The organism is Pseudoalteromonas sp. LC2018020214, from assembly GCF_016598755.1.
GTDB classification, from domain to species: domain Bacteria; phylum Pseudomonadota; class Gammaproteobacteria; order Enterobacterales; family Alteromonadaceae; genus Pseudoalteromonas; species Pseudoalteromonas distincta.
The window spans coordinates 952,017-972,226 of the sequence record NZ_CP066804.1 but is presented as its reverse complement, the minus strand read 5'-3'; the positions used below and the strand labels follow the sequence as shown (position 1 = coordinate 972,226).

Here is a 20,210-nt window from a genome sequence, read left to right as displayed (position 1 = left end):
ATATAACACCCAAAGAAGAGCCTAAGGGTATATCATCAAGACGGGGCGAAATTGTACCAAAACACTGCTTATCAATCCAGCTAAAATTAGCTAATACGCGCACAAAAAATGTGCACTATTTAACATTAAGCCTATTTTACTTTTTTAATCGCATCCCACGCACTATCCATCTCTTCAAAGGTTGCTGTATCTAAGCTTTTACCTTGCGCATGCAAATAAGCGTTTACCTTTTCAAAACGCGCTGAAAACTTATCATTAGCGCTACGAAGCAGTTGTTCGGGATCTCGTTTAACATGGCGTACAACATTAACAGTGGCAAAAAGTAAGTCGCCGAGCTCTTCCGCTGTATGATCAGATAGCGGGTCTTGCTCAATCGCTTCTTTTACTTCTAGCACTTCTTCACTCACTTTATCTAGTGCACCATGATACGTTGGCCAATCAAAGCCAAGGGAAGCCACGCGTTGTTGAATTTTTTTGGCTTTGCTTAAGCTTGGCATATTGCCAGGGATATCTTGCCAAAAAGAAGGGGATTCGGTTTGCGCTTTAGCACTTCGCTCCTGTGCTTTGATTGCTTGCCACTGCTGCGATAATTGATCGTCTGTTAACTCTTTTTTTTCACCAAACACATGCGGATGACGACGGGTAAGCTTATCGTTTAATTGCTCTACTAGATCATTAAAATCAAATAGATTTTGCTCTTGTGCAAGTTGCGCATAAAAAACTATTTGAAATAGCAAATCACCCAATTCACCTTTAAGCTCATCTAAGTTGCCTGATTCAATACAGTCGGCAACTTCGTACGCTTCTTCTAGCGTATGCGGCACAATAGATTTAAAATCTTGCTTGAGATCCCACGGACAACCGCTCTTGGGATCTCGCAGCGTTTTCATTATGCTAAGAAGTTGTGTAAGCGCTGTATTATCATTCATGATTAATGACCACGCTTGGCATCATGTACACCTTCAATTTGGTGTAATTTAGAAAGAACACGGTTAGTCCCCGATAAGTCATGTACTTCTATTTGCATTGTAAATATAGCTAACTGATTATCTTCAACCGTATTTACGTTCATGTTTAAAACATTTACTTTTTCGTTAGCAAGTACTGAGCTTATATCGCGTATCAGCCCTGAACGATCGGTGGCTTCTATTTTAATACTTAGTGCGTACGAGCCGTTAATATCATCAGACCAACTTACCGAAATAACACGCTCAGGATGCTGGTTTTTTAAGTTATTAAACGAATCACAGTCTTCCTTATGAACACCTATTCCTCGACCTTGCGTTATATAACCTATTATTTCATCGCCAGGTACTGGGCGACAGCACTTGGCTACATGGCTCATTAAGCTGCCAACACCATCAACCACAATGCCGTTTTTATCACCAGTTACTTTGCTAGGCGCTTTAATACGAATAACCGGCTCATCTTCAGTCCGATCACTTACAAAGTTAAGCATTTGATTGAGGCGAACATCGCCCGCACCAATTGCAACCATTAAGTCATCCAGCTCTTTAAAGTTAAAACGCTTAATGGCTGGCTCTAAATCTTTATATGTTAAATTGAGCTTTTGTAATTCACTGTCGAGAATTTCTTTCCCCGCACTTAAGTTTTTGTCGCGGTCGAGCTGTTTAAACCAGTGATGGATTTTAGCTCTAGCACGGGATGACTTAATGTATCCTAATGACGGGTTTAACCAATCACGACTTGGATTTGGTTGTTTTTGGGTGAGTATTTCTACCTGATCCCCTGTTGTAAGTTGATGCGTAAACGGCACTATTTTGCCGAATATTTTTGCACCAATACAACGATGCCCCACATTTGAGTGAATGTAGTAAGCAAAATCAAGCGGTGTAGCGCCTAGTGGTAAATCGATAATATCGCCGCTTGGGGTAAATATGTATACGCGATCTTCTACTACTTGGTTTTTAAGCTCTTCTGCTAAATCGCCACCATCAACAACTTCTTCTTGCCATTGGAGTAGCTTACGCAACCAGCTGATTTTTTGCTCATAACCCGAGCCGCGCCCTGGTAATGCACCTTCTTTGTACATCCAGTGTGCAGCCACTCCTAACTCAGCATCTTGATGCATGTCGCTGGTACGAATTTGTATCTCTACCGTTTTACCTTCAGGTCCAAATACCACGGTATGAATTGACTGATAGCCGTTTTGCTTTGGGGTTGCTACATAGTCGTCAAACTCTTTATTAAGATGACGCCAATTGGTGTGTACAATACCAAGCGCACCGTAGCAGTCTTGCAGGCGTTCAACGACGATACGCATAGCCCGAATATCAAAAAGCTGATCAAACTCGTAGTTTTTTTGCTGCATTTTTTTATAAATGCTGTAAATGTGCTTAGGACGACCATAAACTTGGGCTTCTATGCCCGCTTCACTTAAACGGCTTTTTACTTGCTCAACCATATCTTCCATGTAGGCTTCGCGTGTAAGGCGTTTGTCGTCAAGTTGTTTGGCTATGCTTTTATAGGTGCCTGGGTGCAAATATCTAAACGATAAATCTTCCAGTTCCCATTTTAATTGCCCTATTCCTAATCTGTTTGCCAATGGTGCAAAAATATCAGCAGTTTCTTTAGCGGCAATGACGCGGTCTTCTTCATCCGCATTTTTTACATTGCGTAAATGACATACCTGCTCTGCAAGCTTAATGACCACGGCGCGCACATCTTCAACCATGGTTAATAACATTTTTCGAATATTATCAACTTGCATAGTACCTTTACCTTGATGCGATAAAGTACTAATAGTGGCCATTTGTGCAACCCCAGTTAGCAGCATGGCAATGTTATTCCCAAGCTGCTCTTCGATGGTTTCAAGCGATATTAAGTCGTTTAAAAAATACGGGGTTAAATACGCAGTAGCTAACGATTCGGGGTCGAGATTTAGCTCAGCTAAAATTTCAACCATTTCGATTGCAGTAGTTTGCCTGCTTTCACTATCACATTTTACGCAGAGCGCTTGGGCTTTAGTAAGTAGCTCTGTTTTTTCTTCAGACAAGGCAAGAAATGAAAGCCGAGTGCTAAAATCTGTTGTCTCATCTTGTTGATGTGATTGTCGTGTAGCTACCATAATGCGTTCTACCTCCGTTGAAATAACGCCATAGTTTCAATATGCCCTGTATGAGGAAACATATTCATTAGCCCAATTTTATTAAGATCAAAGCCTGCTTGCGAAATAATTGCGCTGTCACGGGCTAAAGTAACAGGGTCACAAGAGACATATAAAATAGTTTTAAACTGCTTTAAAGGTAATTGCTCTAATACAGCCATAGCACCAGTCCTAGAAGGATCAAGTACAAGCACATCTAAGTTTTTGCTAAACCATGGGGCGCTCTGTATGCTTTGGGTTAAATCAAAGCAATGAAACTGCGCATTGGTAATAGAGTTAGTTTGCGCATTTTGAGCAGCCATTGCAACCGCTGAAGTCACACCTTCTACACCAATTACAGATTTTGCTTGTTTTGCTAACACTAATGAGAAATTACCAATACCACAAAATAAATCCAATAAATTTTCATCACCTTTTAAATCAAGCCAATTTGCAGCTTGCTTTAACATAGCTTCGTTAACTTGTGCATTTACCTGAATAAAATTACCTAAACCAAATTCAAATTTTAGATCAAATTCTTTAAGATAATAAAATGGCATGGCTAAGTGTGAATGTTCTATTGCATCGCTCTCGCTTTGCCATACAATTTCAAATTGCTGGCTTTTTGTTATGTGCTCAACCAAAGCCTTTGTATCATCATTAATTGCTTTAGTGTGACGAATAACAACAAAGTTTTGTTTATCACTTTGGCATAACTGTAAATGGCTTATACTGTGCAGTGCTTTGTGTTGATTAATTAAATCATCAAAAAGTGTAAAAACATCTGTAAATACTTCATCAAGTACTGCACATTTATTAATACTCACAATATTTTTTGAGCCACTTGCTCTGTAACCCACGCGCATTTTTTTAGCTGCTTTATCAAACATAACAGCTATACGAGCGCTGCGTCTGTAATGCACAGGTTTACTTAATAATGGGGTTTGCCAGTTTAAGCTGTTTAATTTAGCAAACTTACTAAATAACTGAGTAACTGCAGTTTGTTTTTCTACAACTTGTTGGCTTACTTCTAAATGCTGTAATTGGCAACCACCACACTGATTATAGTGCTCACAAAAAGCATCTACTCTTGATTCACTCGCTTGAATAACTTTAATTACTTTTGCACTGCTGTATTTAGCTTTATCTTCGACGAGTGTTGCTTTGACTGTTTCGTTTGGTAATGCACCGCTTACAAAACATACTTTATTGTTATGTTTAGCAATGCCACGCCCTTGATGATCCATTCCCGTTATAGTTAATTCTAGTGTTTGTTGCTTTAACGGTTTTTTTTTCGCTTTAAAAATTTGCGCCATTAGGCATTACCTTAACTTTATTTATGAAGCACCTATATTTAGATGCTTTAGAATGCGTGTTGAACCGTATATACTCAAGCCATACTAATAACGATAAAACGCTCTCATTATGACCAAATTAGGCTTACGCGATTCTGTTTTAACACTGACCCTGATCCCAACGGTGATCATAGGATTACTACTTGGTGGCTATTTTACAATAAATCGTTACATTGAGCTTGATGAAATTTTATATCAGCAAGGCACTACTATTTCTGAGCCCCTTGCTATTGCGCTTGAGCAACCCATGCTCGAAAAAAACAAACAGCTATTGAATCGCCTTATAAGCTACACACATAACAAGCACTCCCCTACAATTAAGTCGATTGCAATTTTTGATAAAAATAATGCGCTATTAATGACCAGTAATTATCACCGCTCATTTGAAAAGTTAATTAGTCAAAAAACGCTCATAAATTTAAAAACCACCCATGTGCAAAAGTCAGATGAGCTTGTTACATTTTTCACCCCCATTATTAACCATACAAGTCACGATTCTAAATGGGACCCGTCGGCTTTTCAGTCATCTCTAGGCACCGTTATTATACAGCTAAACAAAGACCAAGCTGTTATAGGGCAACAACGAGCTTTATTAATTAGCGGTATTGTAATTATTTTATCGTTGGTGTTTGCAGCTATTTTAGCTTTAAGGTTAAGCCGCATGTTTATGACGCCGCTTAATAAGTTAGTACTTGCAACCGACAAGTTAGTTGAAGGTAAAAGAAGTACTGGCCTTAACGACAACATGATTGGTGAGTTTGAGTTACTTCGAGAAGGCTTAAACACCATTGCTCACACTATGGTGATGCAAAAAGATGAAATGCAAAAAAATATTGATCAAGCAACAAGCGACTACCGCGAAACACTAGAGCAATACGAAACGTCAAATATAGAGCTCTCGTTTGCAAAAAAAGAAGCGCAAGATGCTAACCGTGTAAAATCAGACTTTTTAGCTAAAATGAGTCACGAGCTTCGTACTCCGTTAAACGGTGTTATTGGATTTACACGCCAGCTTTATAAAACACCGCTGAATAAACATCAAAAAGATTACCTCGACACTATTATGCTCTCAGCAAATAGTTTAATGACTATTATTAGCGACATTCTAGACTTCTCCAAACTAGAAGCCGGGGCAATGGAGCTTGAGTCGATTCAGTTTCAACTTCGTGATGCTGTAAATGAAGTAATGACACTACTCGCTCCTAGCGCACACGATAAGCAATTAGAGCTATCCATTTACATTAACCAACAAGTACCGGATGACTTAACAGGCGATCCCACTCGCTTTAAACAAGTCTTAATAAACCTATTAAGTAATGCGATTAAATTTACCGAAAAAGGCTCTATTAAGGTCGACATAAGCCATCGGTTACTCGACGACGAACGCACTTCTTTACTTGTGTCAGTAACAGATACTGGCGTGGGTATACCTATGGATAAGCAAGACTCTTTATTCACTCCATTTGGGCAAGCAGACTCAAGCATTACACGTAAGTTTGGTGGTACAGGCCTTGGTCTTATTATTACCAAGCATATTGTTGAAGCAATGAGTGGTCGTATAACGTTAAATTCTGCGCCTGGTAACGGTACCTGCTTTACATTCAATAGTGTGTTTAGTTTGCCAAATCACGTATTTACAAATGACTTACCGACTAAATCGCTCATTGGTAAGCGTATCTTATATTTAGAGCCACATGAGCATACGCACCATGCCGTACTTTCGTTATTAACCCAGTGGGAATCAAACGTTACGGCATGCTTTAACGAAACTAGCTTTTTAGACGCTATAAAAAATACTGAACATAAATATGACGTTTGCTTAATTGGCCATATGGCATCAGTTGATGATATGCAGCAACTAAAAAGCTATGTAAAAGCCGTGCGTGAATCTACTGATTACTTATATTTAATGCTTAATACTGTATCGCACAATATGCGAGAAGCCTTTATAGGCAGCGGAGCTGATGCATGTTTAAGTAAGCCACTTAATCACCGTAAGTTATGTGAAGTACTTGCAGCACCTTACAGACTTGACCACCCGACTCATAATATTGAACAAAACGATCAAGCTTTGCTGCCGTTAAAAGTATTGGTTGTTGATGATAACGATGCCAATTTAAAACTTCTCCATACTTTATTAAGTGAACAGATTGAAGTAATAGAAACGGCTCATAATGGTTCACAAGCATACAGCTTAAGTAAAAGTCATAAATACGACATAATTTTTATGGATATACAAATGCCAATTATGGACGGTATAACCGCATGTAAGCTTATACAAGAATCATCACTTAATGAAGATACACCCATTATCGCTGTAACGGCACATGCCCTTCAAAGCGAAAAAGAGCAACTACTAAAAGATGGCTTTAAAGGCTATTTAACTAAGCCTATTGATGAAGATATGCTTAAACAAATTATTAGCGACCATAGCCCACAGACTCCTGTTAATCGTGACAAAGCTAAAACAGATACACCGCAAAGTCCTGCACCCTTTCAAAGTAGTAGAATTGATTGGGCACAAGCCCTGCAGCGTGCTGGCGGAAAGAGCGAGTTAGCGCTAGAGATGCTTAACATGCTACTTTTAAGTGTCCCTGAGACCCTTACATTACTTGCTAAAGCAATAGAGAGTAACGATTGCCAGCAAGTGTTAAGTATTGTTCATAAATTTCATGGTGCATGTTGTTACACTGGTGTACCTAAACTTAAATCACTCGCAGAAACAATCGAAACATCGCTTAAAAATAAATGCTTGTTAGAGAATATTGAACCTGAATTATTTGAGTTACAAGATGAGCTTGAAAACCTACTTGCGGATGCAAGTGTGACCGAACTACAAAGATAAGCTTTGAATTTTAGATACAAAAAACGCGGTATTTACCGCGTTTTTTAATTAAGCTTTTTAAATGCTTATGTTTGCTTATCTTACATTCTTGCTTCAATCATTAATCGTTTCATGTCTCGTACGGCTTTATCGAGCCCATCTATCGCTGCACGAGCAATAATAGCGTGACCAATATTTAGCTCATAAATCTCAGGCATTGCAGCGATTGGTTTCACGTTATGATAATGAAGACCATGGCCAGCGTTAACAATCAAACCTAAGCTTGCTGCGTATTTAACACCTTCACGAATGTGCTCTAACTCTTTGTGTAAATCAGTATCATTTGTGGCATCAGCGTACGCGCCTGTGTGTATTTCTACATAAGGAGCACCACATTCTTTGGCTGCATCTAACTGTGCTTTATCTGCATCAATAAATAGCGATACTTTAATACCCGCTTCGGTAAGCGTTTTTGTTGCTGCTTTAATTTTATCTATATTACCGGCTACGTCTAAGCCACCTTCGGTTGTTAATTCTTCGCGCTTTTCAGGTACTAAACACACGTACTCAGGTTTTACTTCAAGCGCTATTTGTATCATTTCATCGGTAACAGCGGTTTCAAGATTCATACGAGTTTGAATGGTTTTAGCCATTACATAAACGTCGCGATCTTGAATATGGCGTCTGTCTTCACGTAAGTGAATCGTAATACCGTCTGCGCCTGCATGCTCTGCTACACTGGCTGCATGAGCGGGATCTGGATAGCTTGTTCCACGCGCTTGGCGAAGTGTTGCAATATGATCTACGTTTACACCCAAAAGAATATCTTTCATTTTCTTACCTGTAAAATTACGTTTATTGAGAGGCCATAAATAGCTCGCGGCTTTTTAATGGTTTACTACCTAATAAGGGTTTTAATAAATAGCGACTTAATTGCTTTGCCATATATAGCACATCACTTTGGCTAAAGTCATGATTTGCTATGGCGTTGAGTTGTTTGCCACTAAATCCAGAACGCGTATCTTCTTGTACTAAAAAACCAAGTTCGGGGAAATAACTATACGTCTTCTTTTCATCTATTGGTTCACCACTGGCGTCAAAACTAAAATCCACGCCATAACCGAGTAATTCCAATAGTTGAAACTCGTATGAGCGAAGCACTTCTTGTAAATTGGCCCCGCTGTTTAGGTTTGATAGATGAGTTTTATATAGCTCAAATACTTGTTCAATTGGCTCGTTAACAGGAACGATACGATTAGTAAGCTCATTTAAATAAAAACCACAATAAAGCTCATCATCTTTTAAAAAGTGCGAGTTCCCATGCAGTTCAAACTTATTGATATATTTTAAATCGTACTTGCCACTGTAATTAACAAGCAGTGCCTGAAACGGCTGAAGTTGTGCTTTATGTTTAGTGGCCTGGCGACCACTAATTCGGGCCAGCATTCTTAGCTGACCAACGCCTTCTACAAGCATATCTAACATTACTTGGGAGTCACTATAAGGACGCCGATGTAATAAATACGCGGTGTAGAAGTCGCTATCCATTCACTAAGCTACTGCTTGGTTTAGTCTTCACTGTAACCTAAGCTTCTTAGTGCACGTTCATCGTCAGCCCAACCCGACTTAACTTTAACCCAAAGCTCTAAAAATACTTTGTTATCAAGCATTTCTTCTATGTCTTTACGGGCTTCACGGCCAATGGTTTTTAGCTTTTCGCCTTTATTACCAATAACCATGCGTTTTTGTGTTTCGCGCTCAACAAGAATTAACCCGTTGATATGCCAAATACCGTTGTCTTGCCATTTAAACTGCTCAATTTCAACAGTTACAGAATACGGTAATTCTTCGCCCATAAAACGCATTAGTTTTTCACGAATTACTTCAGCTGCCATAAAGCGCATTGAACGGTCAGTTACATAATCTTCCGGAAAGTAAAATTCGCAAGGAGGTAAGCGTTTAGTTACTTCTGCTTTGATTAAATCAACATTTTTACCTTGCGTTGCCGATACTGGCATAATTCCAACAAAATCAAACTTGTCACTTAACCACTTCATATGAGGCAACACAAGGTCACGGTCTTTAACTTGGTCTATTTTATTAATAACCAATAATACCGGCTTACCACTTTGCGATACTTTATTAAGTACCATGTCGTCATCGGCATTCCAATGAGTGCCCTCAACTACAAAAATAATAAGCTCAACATCACCAATAGAACTAGACGCGGCACGGTTCATTAAACGGTTAATCGCACGCTTTTCTTCAACGTGTAGACCTGGTGTATCTATGTATACCGCTTGGTGTTTACCTTCGGTATGAATACCCATAATACGATGACGCGTGGTTTGTGGTTTACGTGAGGTAATACTCACTTTTTGCTCAATAATTTCATTAAGCAAAGTCGACTTACCTACGTTTGGGCGCCCTACAATAGCAACCATTCCACAAAACGTATCTACATCACCTTCATGAGGCTGTATTAGGGTATCAAGGTTCATTTTTAAGTATCTTCAATGCTTTTTCAGCAGCTTTTTGTTCGGCTTTACGGCGCGAGCTACCTACAGAAATTATGCTATCCATTCCATCAACAATACATTCGACCGTGAATGTTTGATTGTGTGCTTGGCCTTTAGTATCAACCACAGTGTAACCCGGTAAAGATAATTTACGGGCTTGTAAATACTCTTGCAGCAGGGTCTTCGGATCTTTTTGGTTAAGCCCTGGTGAAATAGCATCTAATCGTGATTCGTACCATGACAATATAAGATCGCCACAGCTATCAATACCTGAATCTAAAAATGCAGCGCCAATAATAGCTTCTACTGCATCAGCAAGCGTTGACTCGCGACGGAATCCGCCACTTTTAAGCTCGCCCGGCCCTAAGCGTAAATAATCGCCTAGGCCAAATTCAAGACCAAACTCGGCAAGTGTTTGACCACGCACAAGCGTTGAGCGCATGCGGCTTAAATCGCCTTCACGCGCTTTAGGAAATTTGGCATAAAGTGCATTGGCAATCACAAAGCTTAAAATAGAGTCGCCTAAAAATTCTAGTCGCTCATTATGCTGGCCTTTGTGGCTGCGGTGCGTCATTGCTTGCTCAAGTAAACCTTGATCGGCAAATTCATAGCCAATTTTTTTATATAATTCTGTTACATTTTTTTTCATCGTTACTGAATATTACCTAGGCGCTCAAAGCGAACACCAGTTGGAACCCATCCTGGTAAAATATCATCAGGGCCATTCTCAAATTCAAAACTCATCCATATAAAGACAGCTTTACCCACCAAGTTTTCTTTTGGTACAAAGCCCCAAAAGCGACCATCTTGGCTGTTGTCGCGGTTATCACCCATCATAAAATAATGATCAGCAGGAACAGTCCATTCATCAGAAGGCGTGCCCGGTTGCTGGTAGTAACGCCCTTTTCTCTCAGGCGCTTGTGGGTTGATTAATATATCATGCGTAACTGTTGTTAAATTTTCATTTACACGAGCTAGAGGCATTGGGCCTTGTTTAAATTCGTTATCATTAATTAGTTTAAAATCAATTTTATTGAATTCATTACATAAAAGCTCACCCTGCTGGGTTTCGCCTTCTTTACAATTTGGCTGAATATATAAACGTTTATCGCGATAAACAATTTTATCGCCAGGTAAACCAATTGTACGTTTAATATAGTCAACATTTTCATCTAAAGGGTATTTAAAAACAACAATATCACCACGCTCAGGCTGCCCAATATCAACTAATTGAGTACGCCAAACAGGGTCTTTTATTCCATATGAATACTTTTGCACTAAAATAAAATCACCTACTAATAGTGTAGGCATCATTGAACCGGATGGAATTTGAAACGGTTCAAAGATAAATGATCTAAAAATAGTAATTGCTGCAATCATCGGGAAAATCGACTTTGCTGTTTCTGTTAGTACTGGTTCTGGTGCAATTAATGCCGCCGTTTCTTCATCTAACGGAGCTCCAGCAGACGTTTGCGCTATCGCTAAGCGCTCCTGTCTTTTAGGTGCATACATTAAGTGATCTATTAACCATATTAAGCCTGAGCCTAAAGTTAATAACACCAATAAAACTGAAAAATAACCAGCCATTTATAATCCTTTGTTTTTATTTGCCAACTTTTAAAATAGCTAAAAACGCTTCTTGAGGCACTTCAACATTACCTACTTGCTTCATACGTTTTTTACCATCTTTTTGCTTTTTAAGTAGCTTTTTCTTACGGCTCACATCACCACCGTAACACTTAGCAATTACGTTTTTACGTAATTGTTTTACCGTGGTACGGGCAATAACATGTTGTCCGATAGCAGCTTGAATCGCTATATCAAACATTTGACGTGGGATAAGCTCTTTTAACGCATCAGCTAACTGGCGACCACGAGACTGTGCACCATCTCTGTGAACAATTATCGCAAGTGCGTCAACGCGCTCACCATTGATTAAAATATCAACACGCACCATATCTGATGTTTGAAAGTGTTTAAAGTTATAATCAAGCGACGCAAAACCACGGCTAGTTGATTTTAATTTATCAAAGAAATCCATCACCACTTCAGCCATAGGTAGCTCGTACGTTACAGCTACTTGCTTTCCGTGATAAGTCATTTTTGTTTGGCTACCACGTTTTTCAATACACAAAGTAATAACGTTACCTAGGTATTCTTGTGGTACCAAAATATTAGCTTCAACAATCGGCTCTCGAATCTCTACAATATCGTTTACTGCAGGCAAATCAGATGGATTATCAATCTGAAATGTACCTTCTTTAGTAACTATCTCATAGATTACCGTAGGTGCTGTTGTAATTAAATCAATATCGTATTCACGCTCTAAACGCTCTTGAATGATTTCCATGTGTAGCATACCTAAAAAGCCACAGCGGAAACCAAAACCTAGTGCAGTTGAATTCTCTGGTTCAAAGAATAACGACGCATCGTTTAAGCTTAATTTATTAAGTGCATCACGGAACGATTCATACTCATCGGATGCAATTGGGAACATACCCGCATAAACCTGAGGCTTAATTTTTTGAAAGCCAGGTAAGCGAAGTGGAGCTGCATTTTTTTGATGAGTAATAGTGTCACCTACTGGCGCACCATGTATCTCTTTAATACCAGCAATAACAAACCCTACTTCACCTGTTCTTAAAATACCGGTGTTGGTTTGCTTAGGTGTAAACACACCTACTTGGTCGGCAGTATGTATATGCTCGTTCGACATTATTTTTATTTTGTCGCCAGTGCGTAATTCACCGTGCTTAATACGCACTAGTGATACAACGCCTTGGTATGGGTCAAACCAAGAATCGATAATAAGTGCTTGTAAAGGTGCATCTTTGTCGCCTACTGGCGGCGGTACATCTTTAACGATCATTTCAAGAACTTCGGCAATACCTACACCTGTTTTAGCGCTACACTGCACTGCATCAAGGGCATCAATACCAATAATCTCTTCAATTTCTTCTGCAACACGTAAAGGATCCGCTTGCGGTAAATCGATTTTATTAAGTACTGGAATTACTTCTAATTCCATTTCAATAGCGGTGTAACAGTTAGCTAGAGTTTGTGCTTCAACGCCTTGGCCTGCATCAACAACAAGCAACGCGCCTTCACAAGCAGCTAAAGATCGTGAAACTTCATACGTAAAATCAACGTGTCCTGGAGTATCAATGAAATTAAGTTGGTAGGTTTCGCCGTCGTTCGCTTTGTAATTCAACGTTACACTTTGCGCTTTAATGGTAATACCACGTTCGCGCTCAATATCCATTGAATCCAAAACTTGTTTTTGCATTTCACGGTCGGTTAAACCGCCACAAACTTGGATCAAACGATCTGAAAGGGTCGATTTACCATGGTCAATATGGGCGATGATCGAAAAATTACGGATATGCTTCATAAACTGGATTCTATACTTCTATTTTAATGGACTAAATATGAATACCTAAGTGACTTGAAAATACTTGCTTTAGGATGCCATAAGCTAAATTTGTATATAACAAACTGTACTTACGCTTTTTAAGATGGGTTACAACCATTTTATGTATTGAATAACAATAAGTTATATTTACTTAACTTAAATAATTCAGCCAGATAAAATAATTTAAAAAACCACGATTCCCTGTATTTCCAAGTTACTTTGGTATAAAACGGCAATTTTACATTTAATTGGCGTCAATCACCATCTATTTGAGTTAAAGGGATACTAATTGGGTGAATTTTTATAACTTTTATATCGTGCTTTAGAGATTTCACGCGAGTTTTAGCTATAAAAAAGCCAGTAACACCACCTATAGCAGCAGCTAAAATCTGCCAGCCTTCGGAAGTCATAAACAATTGCGCCGTAACAAATGCAAAAACAAGACTCAAAAGGAGCGGTAGCATGTAAACCGCAAAAGCATGCTTAACAACATGACTATCATCTAGTGACAAAGTGACCTTTTGCCCTATTTCTACAGAGGATTCAAATTTATAAGGAAAGGTTTTTTTTGCAGTGCCAAATAATTTACTAAACACTTGTGAGCCGCAACGACCATTGCAGCCTTCACAAGCTTGTTTTTGCTGTGCTTCTAAATGAGCAATGTGGCCATCGAGGGCCACAACAGTGAGGGTTTGTTCAATCATAACAATCCTTACGGAATCGTCTATAGTGCGCGAGTAACTGACTCTGCAATCGCTTTTGCGGTCATACTCGGTACATTACCAACAACCGATACATCAAAATTACCGCCATTATGCACATATACTGTCGTTGCACCAGAAGTGAGTGCTCCACTTAAACGCTTACCTGGTAATGGGCGCTGAATAAATACAGACACCTCAACAAAACCATCAGAGAACAAGTAATAATCAGTTAATTCGTTATTTAAATCGAGCTTATGTCTGTCTGATTTTAGTAACTCAAAGCCATCTGGTAACCAGCTGATTTTCCAGTTTGTGGCAGTACTATCTTCATTTATAAGTGCATTGTTTGGCAAAGGCGTTGGAAAGTTTCGATTGAGCACTTCAACTAGCATACCGGCTGGCTGCTCTGTCACGCTAATGTGTGTAAGCTGTAACTGCTCTAAGGCTTCACCTTCATGGTTAACGTACGCGGCTTTTAGTAACAACGACGATTCCATATCCAACCAAATCCAGTAATTATATTTATACTCGTCTTTAGATTCAATTCGAACAAGTTGCGCTGCACGCCCTGCAATACGACCTTTTCCGCCTAGTACAAAATCATAATGCGCACTTAAGCGATCTATATCTTTAAAAAGTACTTCAGGGATTGGACCTGCTATTGAATCTGTTTTTAGAGAATATGGTTCAGACTGAGGTTCAAAATAAGTTACTTGATTATCGATACGGACCATTTCAAGCCCAGCACCGTTAAGTAAACTTAAATGCTCAAGTTCGGTGTCACCTTGTAAAGCATGCACCCATCGGTAGGGTTCCATTGTTTTACCTTTGACAACCACAAACGAGGCGTCAAAATTACGGGTGTGAACGGCATTAGCCATTTTGAGTAATAAATCTTTGGCAGGATTTGTGTCGTTGGCAAATGCATTAAAGCTTACTACCAACGACAGAACAAAAGTGATTACTTTCATTTAATTAGTTTTTTTCCTCAGACGCTTTGGTATTAGTTTGCGCTGTTTCTAAAGAATTCGCAACTCGTGCTTGGCGTTGATGCTCAAGAACTAACGCACCAATACGCTGTTGCTGTAGTTCACGTAAACCTTGCTCAGCATTTTCAAGCGCAGGCTCAGACGAATAACTTACTGGCGAGGCCATACCTGCTAGCGGTGTGGTTTGCAGTAATGGAATTTCACTTTGCTGCTCATTGTTACTTTGAGGAAGCGTATTAACGCCCACAATAGCAAACATCGCTACACTTGCTGCAATAGCTAATTGAGCAACTGGTTTGCGCCAATTAAAAGCGACTACTTTATTATCTTGTACTGTTTCAGTGATTGCTCGAGGCTGTGTTTTTGACTGACTAAAGTCAGCATAAACAGGCTCGCTTTCTAGTGCTAATGCAACGCGATCGCTAATATCAATATGTATGTCGTTATTATTTTTTTGAGCACGCATCGCATCACCAATTAACGCATAACGGCCAAACGTAGTTACATCTTGCTCTGCAATTTTTGCATCATTTAGATGTTGCTCGCCATCAAGTAATGCCGATAACGCTTCGTTATCTAACTTGTTAAGGTGTGCTTTTGTCATACTAAGACTCGCCTATTAATGGGTTTAATTTGTTATCTATTGCTTCACGGGCACGAAATATACGCGAACGCACAGTCCCGACTGGGCAATCCATTACCACTGCTATTTCTTCATAGCTCATCCCTTCTATTTCTCTAAGGGTGATTGCGGTTTTAAGATCTTCAGGCAAACTATCAATCGTATTAAAAATAACAGCGCGTACTTCTTCGCTTAAAAGTAGGTTTTCAGGAGATGCATTCGATCGCATTGAATCAGCACAATCATAAAACTCGGCATCTTCAGCGTCTATATCATTTGCTGGCGGCTTACGCCCCTGGGCTACTAAGTAATTTTTAGCACAATTAACGGCAATACGGTATAACCACGTGTAAAAGGCGCTGTCACCTCTAAAGTTAGGAAGTGCACGGTAAGCTTTAATAAAAGCTTCTTGAGCTACATCAGCAATATCGCCTTGGTTAGATACATAACGTGAGATCAAACCTGCAATTTTGTTTTGATACTTCTTTACTAATAGGTTGAAGGCGTTTTTATCTCCTTGCTGGACCCTTTTTACTAGCACTAAATCTAATTCCTGCTCGCTCATTCGAGCCGGTACTCCTATGTCTGATTTTTGCTTGTTATTCATATTGTCGTCATTGTTCACAAATACTCTGACCTCTTTATGAATAAAAAGTTCTGCTTAATATTATTTTTTTATAAAATAGATGATAATAACGGCGCTAAGCCTTTAAAATCACTACGTAGTAGTATGACAAATATGATACAACTACAGATATTAAAAACAAATATTGCTCTATATGAGCATTGTAACCGCAAAGTACCTCTGACATGAACCAAAATAAACATCACATTGCAGATGTCGCTATTATAGGTAGCGGCGCAGCAGGCTTATCACTTGCATTATCTCTAGCTAATTATTGTAACGTTACCGTGATCAGTAAAGGAGCGCTTACCGAAGGTTCTACTTTATATGCCCAAGGCGGTATAGCTGCTGTATTTGATAAACAAAACGACAGCATAGAATCTCATGTTGAAGATACACTCGATGCAGGCGGCGGTTTATGCGATAGAGACGCTGTTCATTATACCGCCAGCAATGCCCACGATTGCCTACAGTGGTTAATCGACCAAGGCGTACCCTTTGATATGGAGTTTGATAGCAAAGGAAAAGAGCGTTTTCATTTAACTCGTGAAGGTGGTCACAGCCATCGCCGTATATTGCATGCAGCCGATGCAACAGGCAAAGCGGTGCAAACAACACTTATCAGCCAAGTTAAAATTCATAAAAATATAACGCTTTTAGAGCAATACAACGCCATTGATTTAATCACAGATAAAAGCGCCGGAAAAACAGGTTCACACATTGAAGGCATGTATGTGTGGAACAAAAAAGCTAAAAAGGTAGAAACCATCTCAGCTAAATTTGTTGCTCTTGCAACCGGTGGTGCAAGTAAAGTGTATTTATATACATCCAATCCAGACGTATCAAGTGGTGATGGTATTGCAATGGCTTGGCGTGCAGGTTGTAAAGTTGCCAACATGGAATTTAATCAATTTCATCCAACAAGTCTTTACCATCCAGAGCTACAAAACTTTTTAATTACCGAAGCCATGCGCGGTGAAGGGGCTTATTTAAAGCGACCTGATGGCACTCGGTTTATGAAAGACTTTGATAGCCGTGAAGAGCTTGCTCCACGCGATATAGTGGCACGCGCAATCGATTTTGAAATGAAGCGCTTAGGCGCTAATTGTGTTTATTTAGATATTAGCCACAAAGATAAAGACTTTATTATTGAGCACTTTCCTACTATTTACGCAAAATGCTTAAGTGTAGGCCTCGATATAACGAAAGAAGCAATCCCAGTTGTGCCTGCTGCGCATTATACCTGTGGTGGTGTAATGACTGACTTTAACGGCAAAACAGATCTCGATAACTTATATGCTGTAGGTGAAGTTGCTTACACAGGCTTGCATGGTGCAAACCGTATGGCAAGTAATTCACTATTAGAGTGCATTGTATTTGCCCACGCTGCAGCTAAAGATATTTTAAGTAAAATTGAACATGCACCAGAGCCGATGGCGCTTCCTCATTGGGATGAGAGCCGTGTTAGTAACTCAGATGAAGAAATTGTTATTACCCATAACTGGCATGAACTACGTTTATTTATGTGGGATTATGTAGGTATTGTACGCTCTACTAAACGCTTAGAACGAGCGCTTCATAGAGTTGAGTTGCTACAGCAAGAAATACACGATTACTATGCAAACTTTAGAGTAAGTAACAACTTACTTGAGCTTCGTAATTTAGTGCAAGTATCAGAGCTAATTATTAGAAGTGCTATGGAGCGAAAAGAAAGCAGAGGCTTGCATTACACTATTGATTACCCTGAACAAAGTGAAAACCCAACGCCGACTATTTTGACTCCAAAACGCAATTAATTGCGCCGACAGTGGCACGTTTTAGACGCGCATAACTTTGCTCATTAACGCCATTGGCTGAAATTATAAGCCAATGGTTGTTACTAAAACCTTTAATATGAAGCCATATATTATTACCATAAAATCGGCTTTTGTTACTTATTTCACCCTGAATTTTTAAGCTCTCGCCCTCAAACCTAAATAACTTTGGTTCTAATATTATAATTCCCTCATTTGGGTGAATTGCTAATACTTTGCGCCACATTATCAAGCCAGCTAGTGCATTTAGTATTAAACAAAAAAGCATAGCTAATAGTGAATCTAAAAATAAACATAATATAAAACTGAGCATACAAAAAAAGACCACAATTGGTTTGTGGTCAGCTTTATTATTTGTAACCGTAAACCTATACACGAACTCGGTCTAAGATCAGCGAAACCATACCGTTTAACTGCTCGTCTTTACATTCTTCATGACCCATAAACCATGCAAATAAGTCAGGGTCTTCTTCTGTTAGCAAACGCTGAAAGATAGCCTGTTGCTCTGCGCTCAAAGAGTCGTATGCTTCTTCTACAAACGGCATAAACAAAACATCTAGCTCTAACATGCCACGACGACAAGCCCAACGAATACGTGCTTTACTATGAATTTCAACCATTTTAAACCTCATACTTAATTGACTCGAGTTTAACAAACACAAGCCTATTTAGCAGCTATTAATCTCTCATTAAATAATAAACCCGCACCAATAAGCGCTTGTCTGTACCATACGTAACAACTGCGTTATTATGTCACTTCATTTATATTGCAAAGAAGGTTTTTATGTCGAGCGTTTATGCATGTCCGTTATCTCATCAACTTATTAGCCTCTGCGGTGCTGATAAATTATCTTATTTGCACGGACAAATCACTCAAGATCTAAATAAATTAACCAGCAGTAATTATTTGTGGGCTGGCCATTGCAGCGCCAAAGGTAAACTTTGGGGTGTATTTAAATTATTTTCTTACCAAGATAGTTACTACCTTGCGGGTAGCCAAGCTGAAGTTGAAAAATCATTAGCTGAACTTAAAAAATACGCTGTATTTGCAAAAGTTGATATTACTGAATGCTCAAAGCGTTTAATTGGTTTAATTGGTGATGATTTATCTGATGTACTGGCACAACTTGATATTAGCTTTGAAGGCGATGCAAGCGCGTGTGATTTTACGAATGGTAAAGCGCTAAAATTAGCTGATAACCGTGTTTTAATAATGGTTGATAACCAATTTAGCATGCCTGATAACGTATCCACACTTGATAACGAAGCCCCTTGGCAACAAGCAGCGATGCTTGCCGGTGAGCCTCAGCTAAGTGCAGATGCAATTGGCGAGTACGTTCCTCAAATGGTAAACCTACATGCTATTGGCGGTATAAGTTTCAAAAAAGGGTGTTATACAGGTCAAGAAACCGTAGCCCGTATGAAGTACCTTGGTAAAAATAAACGTGCAATGTATATCGTTTCAGGGCAAAGCGAAGGGATTCTTTCAGAGCCTGATTTAGAAACCCAATTAGGCGAAAATTGGCGCCGTGCAGGTAAACTTATTGCACAAAGCTTTGATGAGCAAACAAATAAATTAACAGGCCTCGTTGTGTTGCCAAACGATACTGATGTAACTCAGGTACTTCGTGCAAAACACACACCTCAGGTGGAGCTAAGCATTCTGCCTCTACCCTACTCTCTTGAAGATGAATAAATAGGAATGACTATGATCGTTGCGGCAAACAAAGTGGTAAAAATGCATTATTCAGTAATGGATAATGATGGCAATAGCATTGATAACTCGTTCGGTGGTGAGCCACTACACTTTATCATTGGCACAGGCTATTTAATTTCAGGCCTGGAAAATGCTTTGCTGGGCAAGCAACCAGGCGACACGCTTAGCGTAAAGGTTGAACCTGAAGAAGGTTACGGCGAGCGCCACGAAAACCTAATGCAAGCAGTACCTAAATCAATGTTTGAAGGTATGGAAATTGAAGTTGGCATGCAATTTCGTGCATCAACAGATGATGGTGACCAATCAGTAATGATCATCGATATCCAAGATGAAGAAGTGATTGTAGATGGTAATAACCCACTTGCAGGTATAACACTTAACTTTGATGTAGAAATACTAGAAGTACGTGATGCGACAGAAGATGAATTAACTCACGGCCACGTACATGGCGAAGGTGGGTGTGGCCACGACCACTAATGCACTGCTAAACAGATAAAAAAGCGCCTAAGGCGCTTTTTTTATA

Annotated in this window: 19 protein-coding genes; 4 read left to right on the top strand and 15 right to left on the bottom strand. The window is 39.4% G+C overall.

All coding sequences use genetic code 11. The features are described 5' to 3' along the window. Positions 1–131 precede the first annotated feature (131 nt). The 3 genes from mazG to rlmD are packed head-to-tail and all read right to left on the bottom strand — an operon-like array spanning position 132 to position 4,422. Positions 132–929, bottom strand: coding sequence for a nucleoside triphosphate pyrophosphohydrolase (gene mazG, locus JG479_RS04250; RefSeq protein ID WP_138488671.1), 798 nt, complete (start codon positions 927–929; stop codon positions 132–134). Positions 930–931: 2 nt separating this feature from the next. Then, complete coding sequence (gene relA / locus JG479_RS04245; protein ID WP_138488670.1) at positions 932–3,088, bottom strand: GTP diphosphokinase; 2,157 nt, start codon at positions 3,086–3,088, stop codon at positions 932–934. 8 nt (positions 3,089–3,096) lie between these two features. Continuing rightward, positions 3,097–4,422 (bottom strand): 23S rRNA (uracil(1939)-C(5))-methyltransferase RlmD, encoded by a 1,326-nt coding sequence (gene rlmD / locus JG479_RS04240; protein ID WP_138488669.1) that lies wholly within the window; start codon positions 4,420–4,422, stop codon positions 3,097–3,099. Positions 4,423–4,531: 109 nt separating this feature from the next. Between rlmD and barA the strand changes: the two genes are divergently transcribed. Beyond that, the gene (gene barA / locus JG479_RS04235; protein ID WP_002958711.1) at positions 4,532–7,306 is read left to right on the top strand and encodes a two-component sensor histidine kinase BarA; all 2,775 of its coding nucleotides are present in this window, start codon (positions 4,532–4,534) and stop codon (positions 7,304–7,306) included. 80 nt (positions 7,307–7,386) lie between these two features. Here the strand turns inward: barA and pdxJ are convergent, their stop codons facing one another. The 10 genes from pdxJ to rpoE all read right to left on the bottom strand — a co-directional run bounded on the left by pdxJ (position 7,387) and on the right by rpoE (position 16,096). Further along, entirely contained in the window at positions 7,387–8,118 is a 732-nt protein-coding gene (gene pdxJ, locus JG479_RS04230) for a pyridoxine 5'-phosphate synthase (RefSeq protein WP_200220033.1), read from the bottom strand. Between the two features lie 22 nt (positions 8,119–8,140). Further along, the gene (gene recO, locus JG479_RS04225) at positions 8,141–8,833 is read right to left on the bottom strand and encodes a DNA repair protein RecO (protein WP_200220032.1); all 693 of its coding nucleotides are present in this window, start codon (positions 8,831–8,833) and stop codon (positions 8,141–8,143) included. A 20-nt stretch (positions 8,834–8,853) separates the two neighbouring features. Further along, positions 8,854–9,786: a GTPase Era gene (era, locus tag JG479_RS04220; RefSeq protein ID WP_002958714.1), complete on the bottom strand. Its 933-nt coding sequence runs from the start codon at positions 9,784–9,786 to the stop codon at positions 8,854–8,856. After that, the gene (rnc, locus tag JG479_RS04215; protein ID WP_002958715.1) at positions 9,776–10,453 is read right to left on the bottom strand and encodes a ribonuclease III; all 678 of its coding nucleotides are present in this window, start codon (positions 10,451–10,453) and stop codon (positions 9,776–9,778) included. Before rnc ends, era begins: the two co-directional genes overlap by 11 nt. Positions 10,454–10,455: 2 nt before the next feature. Then, positions 10,456–11,391 (bottom strand): signal peptidase I, encoded by a 936-nt coding sequence (gene lepB, locus JG479_RS04210; RefSeq protein WP_002958716.1) that lies wholly within the window; start codon positions 11,389–11,391, stop codon positions 10,456–10,458. A gap of 16 nt (positions 11,392–11,407) precedes the next feature. After that, on the bottom strand, positions 11,408–13,195 hold the full coding sequence (gene lepA / locus JG479_RS04205; RefSeq protein WP_002958717.1) for a translation elongation factor 4: 1,788 nt from the start codon (positions 13,193–13,195) through the stop codon (positions 11,408–11,410). Positions 13,196–13,470: 275 nt separating this feature from the next. Beyond that, complete coding sequence (locus JG479_RS04200) at positions 13,471–13,920, bottom strand: SoxR reducing system RseC family protein (RefSeq protein ID WP_200220031.1); 450 nt, start codon at positions 13,918–13,920, stop codon at positions 13,471–13,473. Positions 13,921–13,940: 20 nt separating this feature from the next. Beyond that, positions 13,941–14,891, bottom strand: a complete 951-nt coding sequence (locus JG479_RS04195; RefSeq protein WP_024594972.1) for a MucB/RseB C-terminal domain-containing protein — start codon at positions 14,889–14,891, stop codon at positions 13,941–13,943. Between the two features lie 4 nt (positions 14,892–14,895). Continuing rightward, positions 14,896–15,513, bottom strand: coding sequence for a sigma-E factor negative regulatory protein (locus tag JG479_RS04190; protein ID WP_200220030.1), 618 nt, complete (start codon positions 15,511–15,513; stop codon positions 14,896–14,898). Position 15,514: 1 nt separating this feature from the next. Next, on the bottom strand, positions 15,515–16,096 hold the full coding sequence (rpoE, locus tag JG479_RS04185; RefSeq protein ID WP_002958721.1) for an RNA polymerase sigma factor RpoE: 582 nt from the start codon (positions 16,094–16,096) through the stop codon (positions 15,515–15,517). 245 nt (positions 16,097–16,341) lie between these two features. Here rpoE and nadB point away from each other — a divergent pair, with 245 nt between their 5' ends. Next, complete coding sequence (gene nadB / locus JG479_RS04180) at positions 16,342–17,952, top strand: L-aspartate oxidase (protein WP_002958722.1); 1,611 nt, start codon at positions 16,342–16,344, stop codon at positions 17,950–17,952. Here the strand turns inward: nadB and JG479_RS20020 are convergent. After that, on the bottom strand, positions 17,927–18,283 hold the full coding sequence (locus JG479_RS20020; protein WP_024597157.1) for a hypothetical protein: 357 nt from the start codon (positions 18,281–18,283) through the stop codon (positions 17,927–17,929). The two genes, nadB and JG479_RS20020, sit on opposite strands and share 26 nt — an antisense overlap. Positions 18,284–18,338: 55 nt before the next feature. Beyond that, positions 18,339–18,590, bottom strand: coding sequence for an FAD assembly factor SdhE (locus tag JG479_RS04175; RefSeq protein WP_002958724.1), 252 nt, complete (start codon positions 18,588–18,590; stop codon positions 18,339–18,341). 164 nt (positions 18,591–18,754) lie between these two features. Here JG479_RS04175 and ygfZ point away from each other — a divergent pair, with 164 nt between their 5' ends. Next, positions 18,755–19,666, top strand: a complete 912-nt coding sequence (ygfZ, locus tag JG479_RS04170; protein WP_002958725.1) for a CAF17-like 4Fe-4S cluster assembly/insertion protein YgfZ — start codon at positions 18,755–18,757, stop codon at positions 19,664–19,666. Positions 19,667–19,678: 12 nt separating this feature from the next. Continuing rightward, positions 19,679–20,164 carry an FKBP-type peptidyl-prolyl cis-trans isomerase gene (locus JG479_RS04165; protein ID WP_002958726.1) on the top strand — a complete coding sequence of 162 codons (486 nt, stop codon included), beginning with the start codon at positions 19,679–19,681 and terminating at the stop codon, positions 20,162–20,164. The last annotated feature ends 46 nt before the right edge of the window (positions 20,165–20,210 follow it).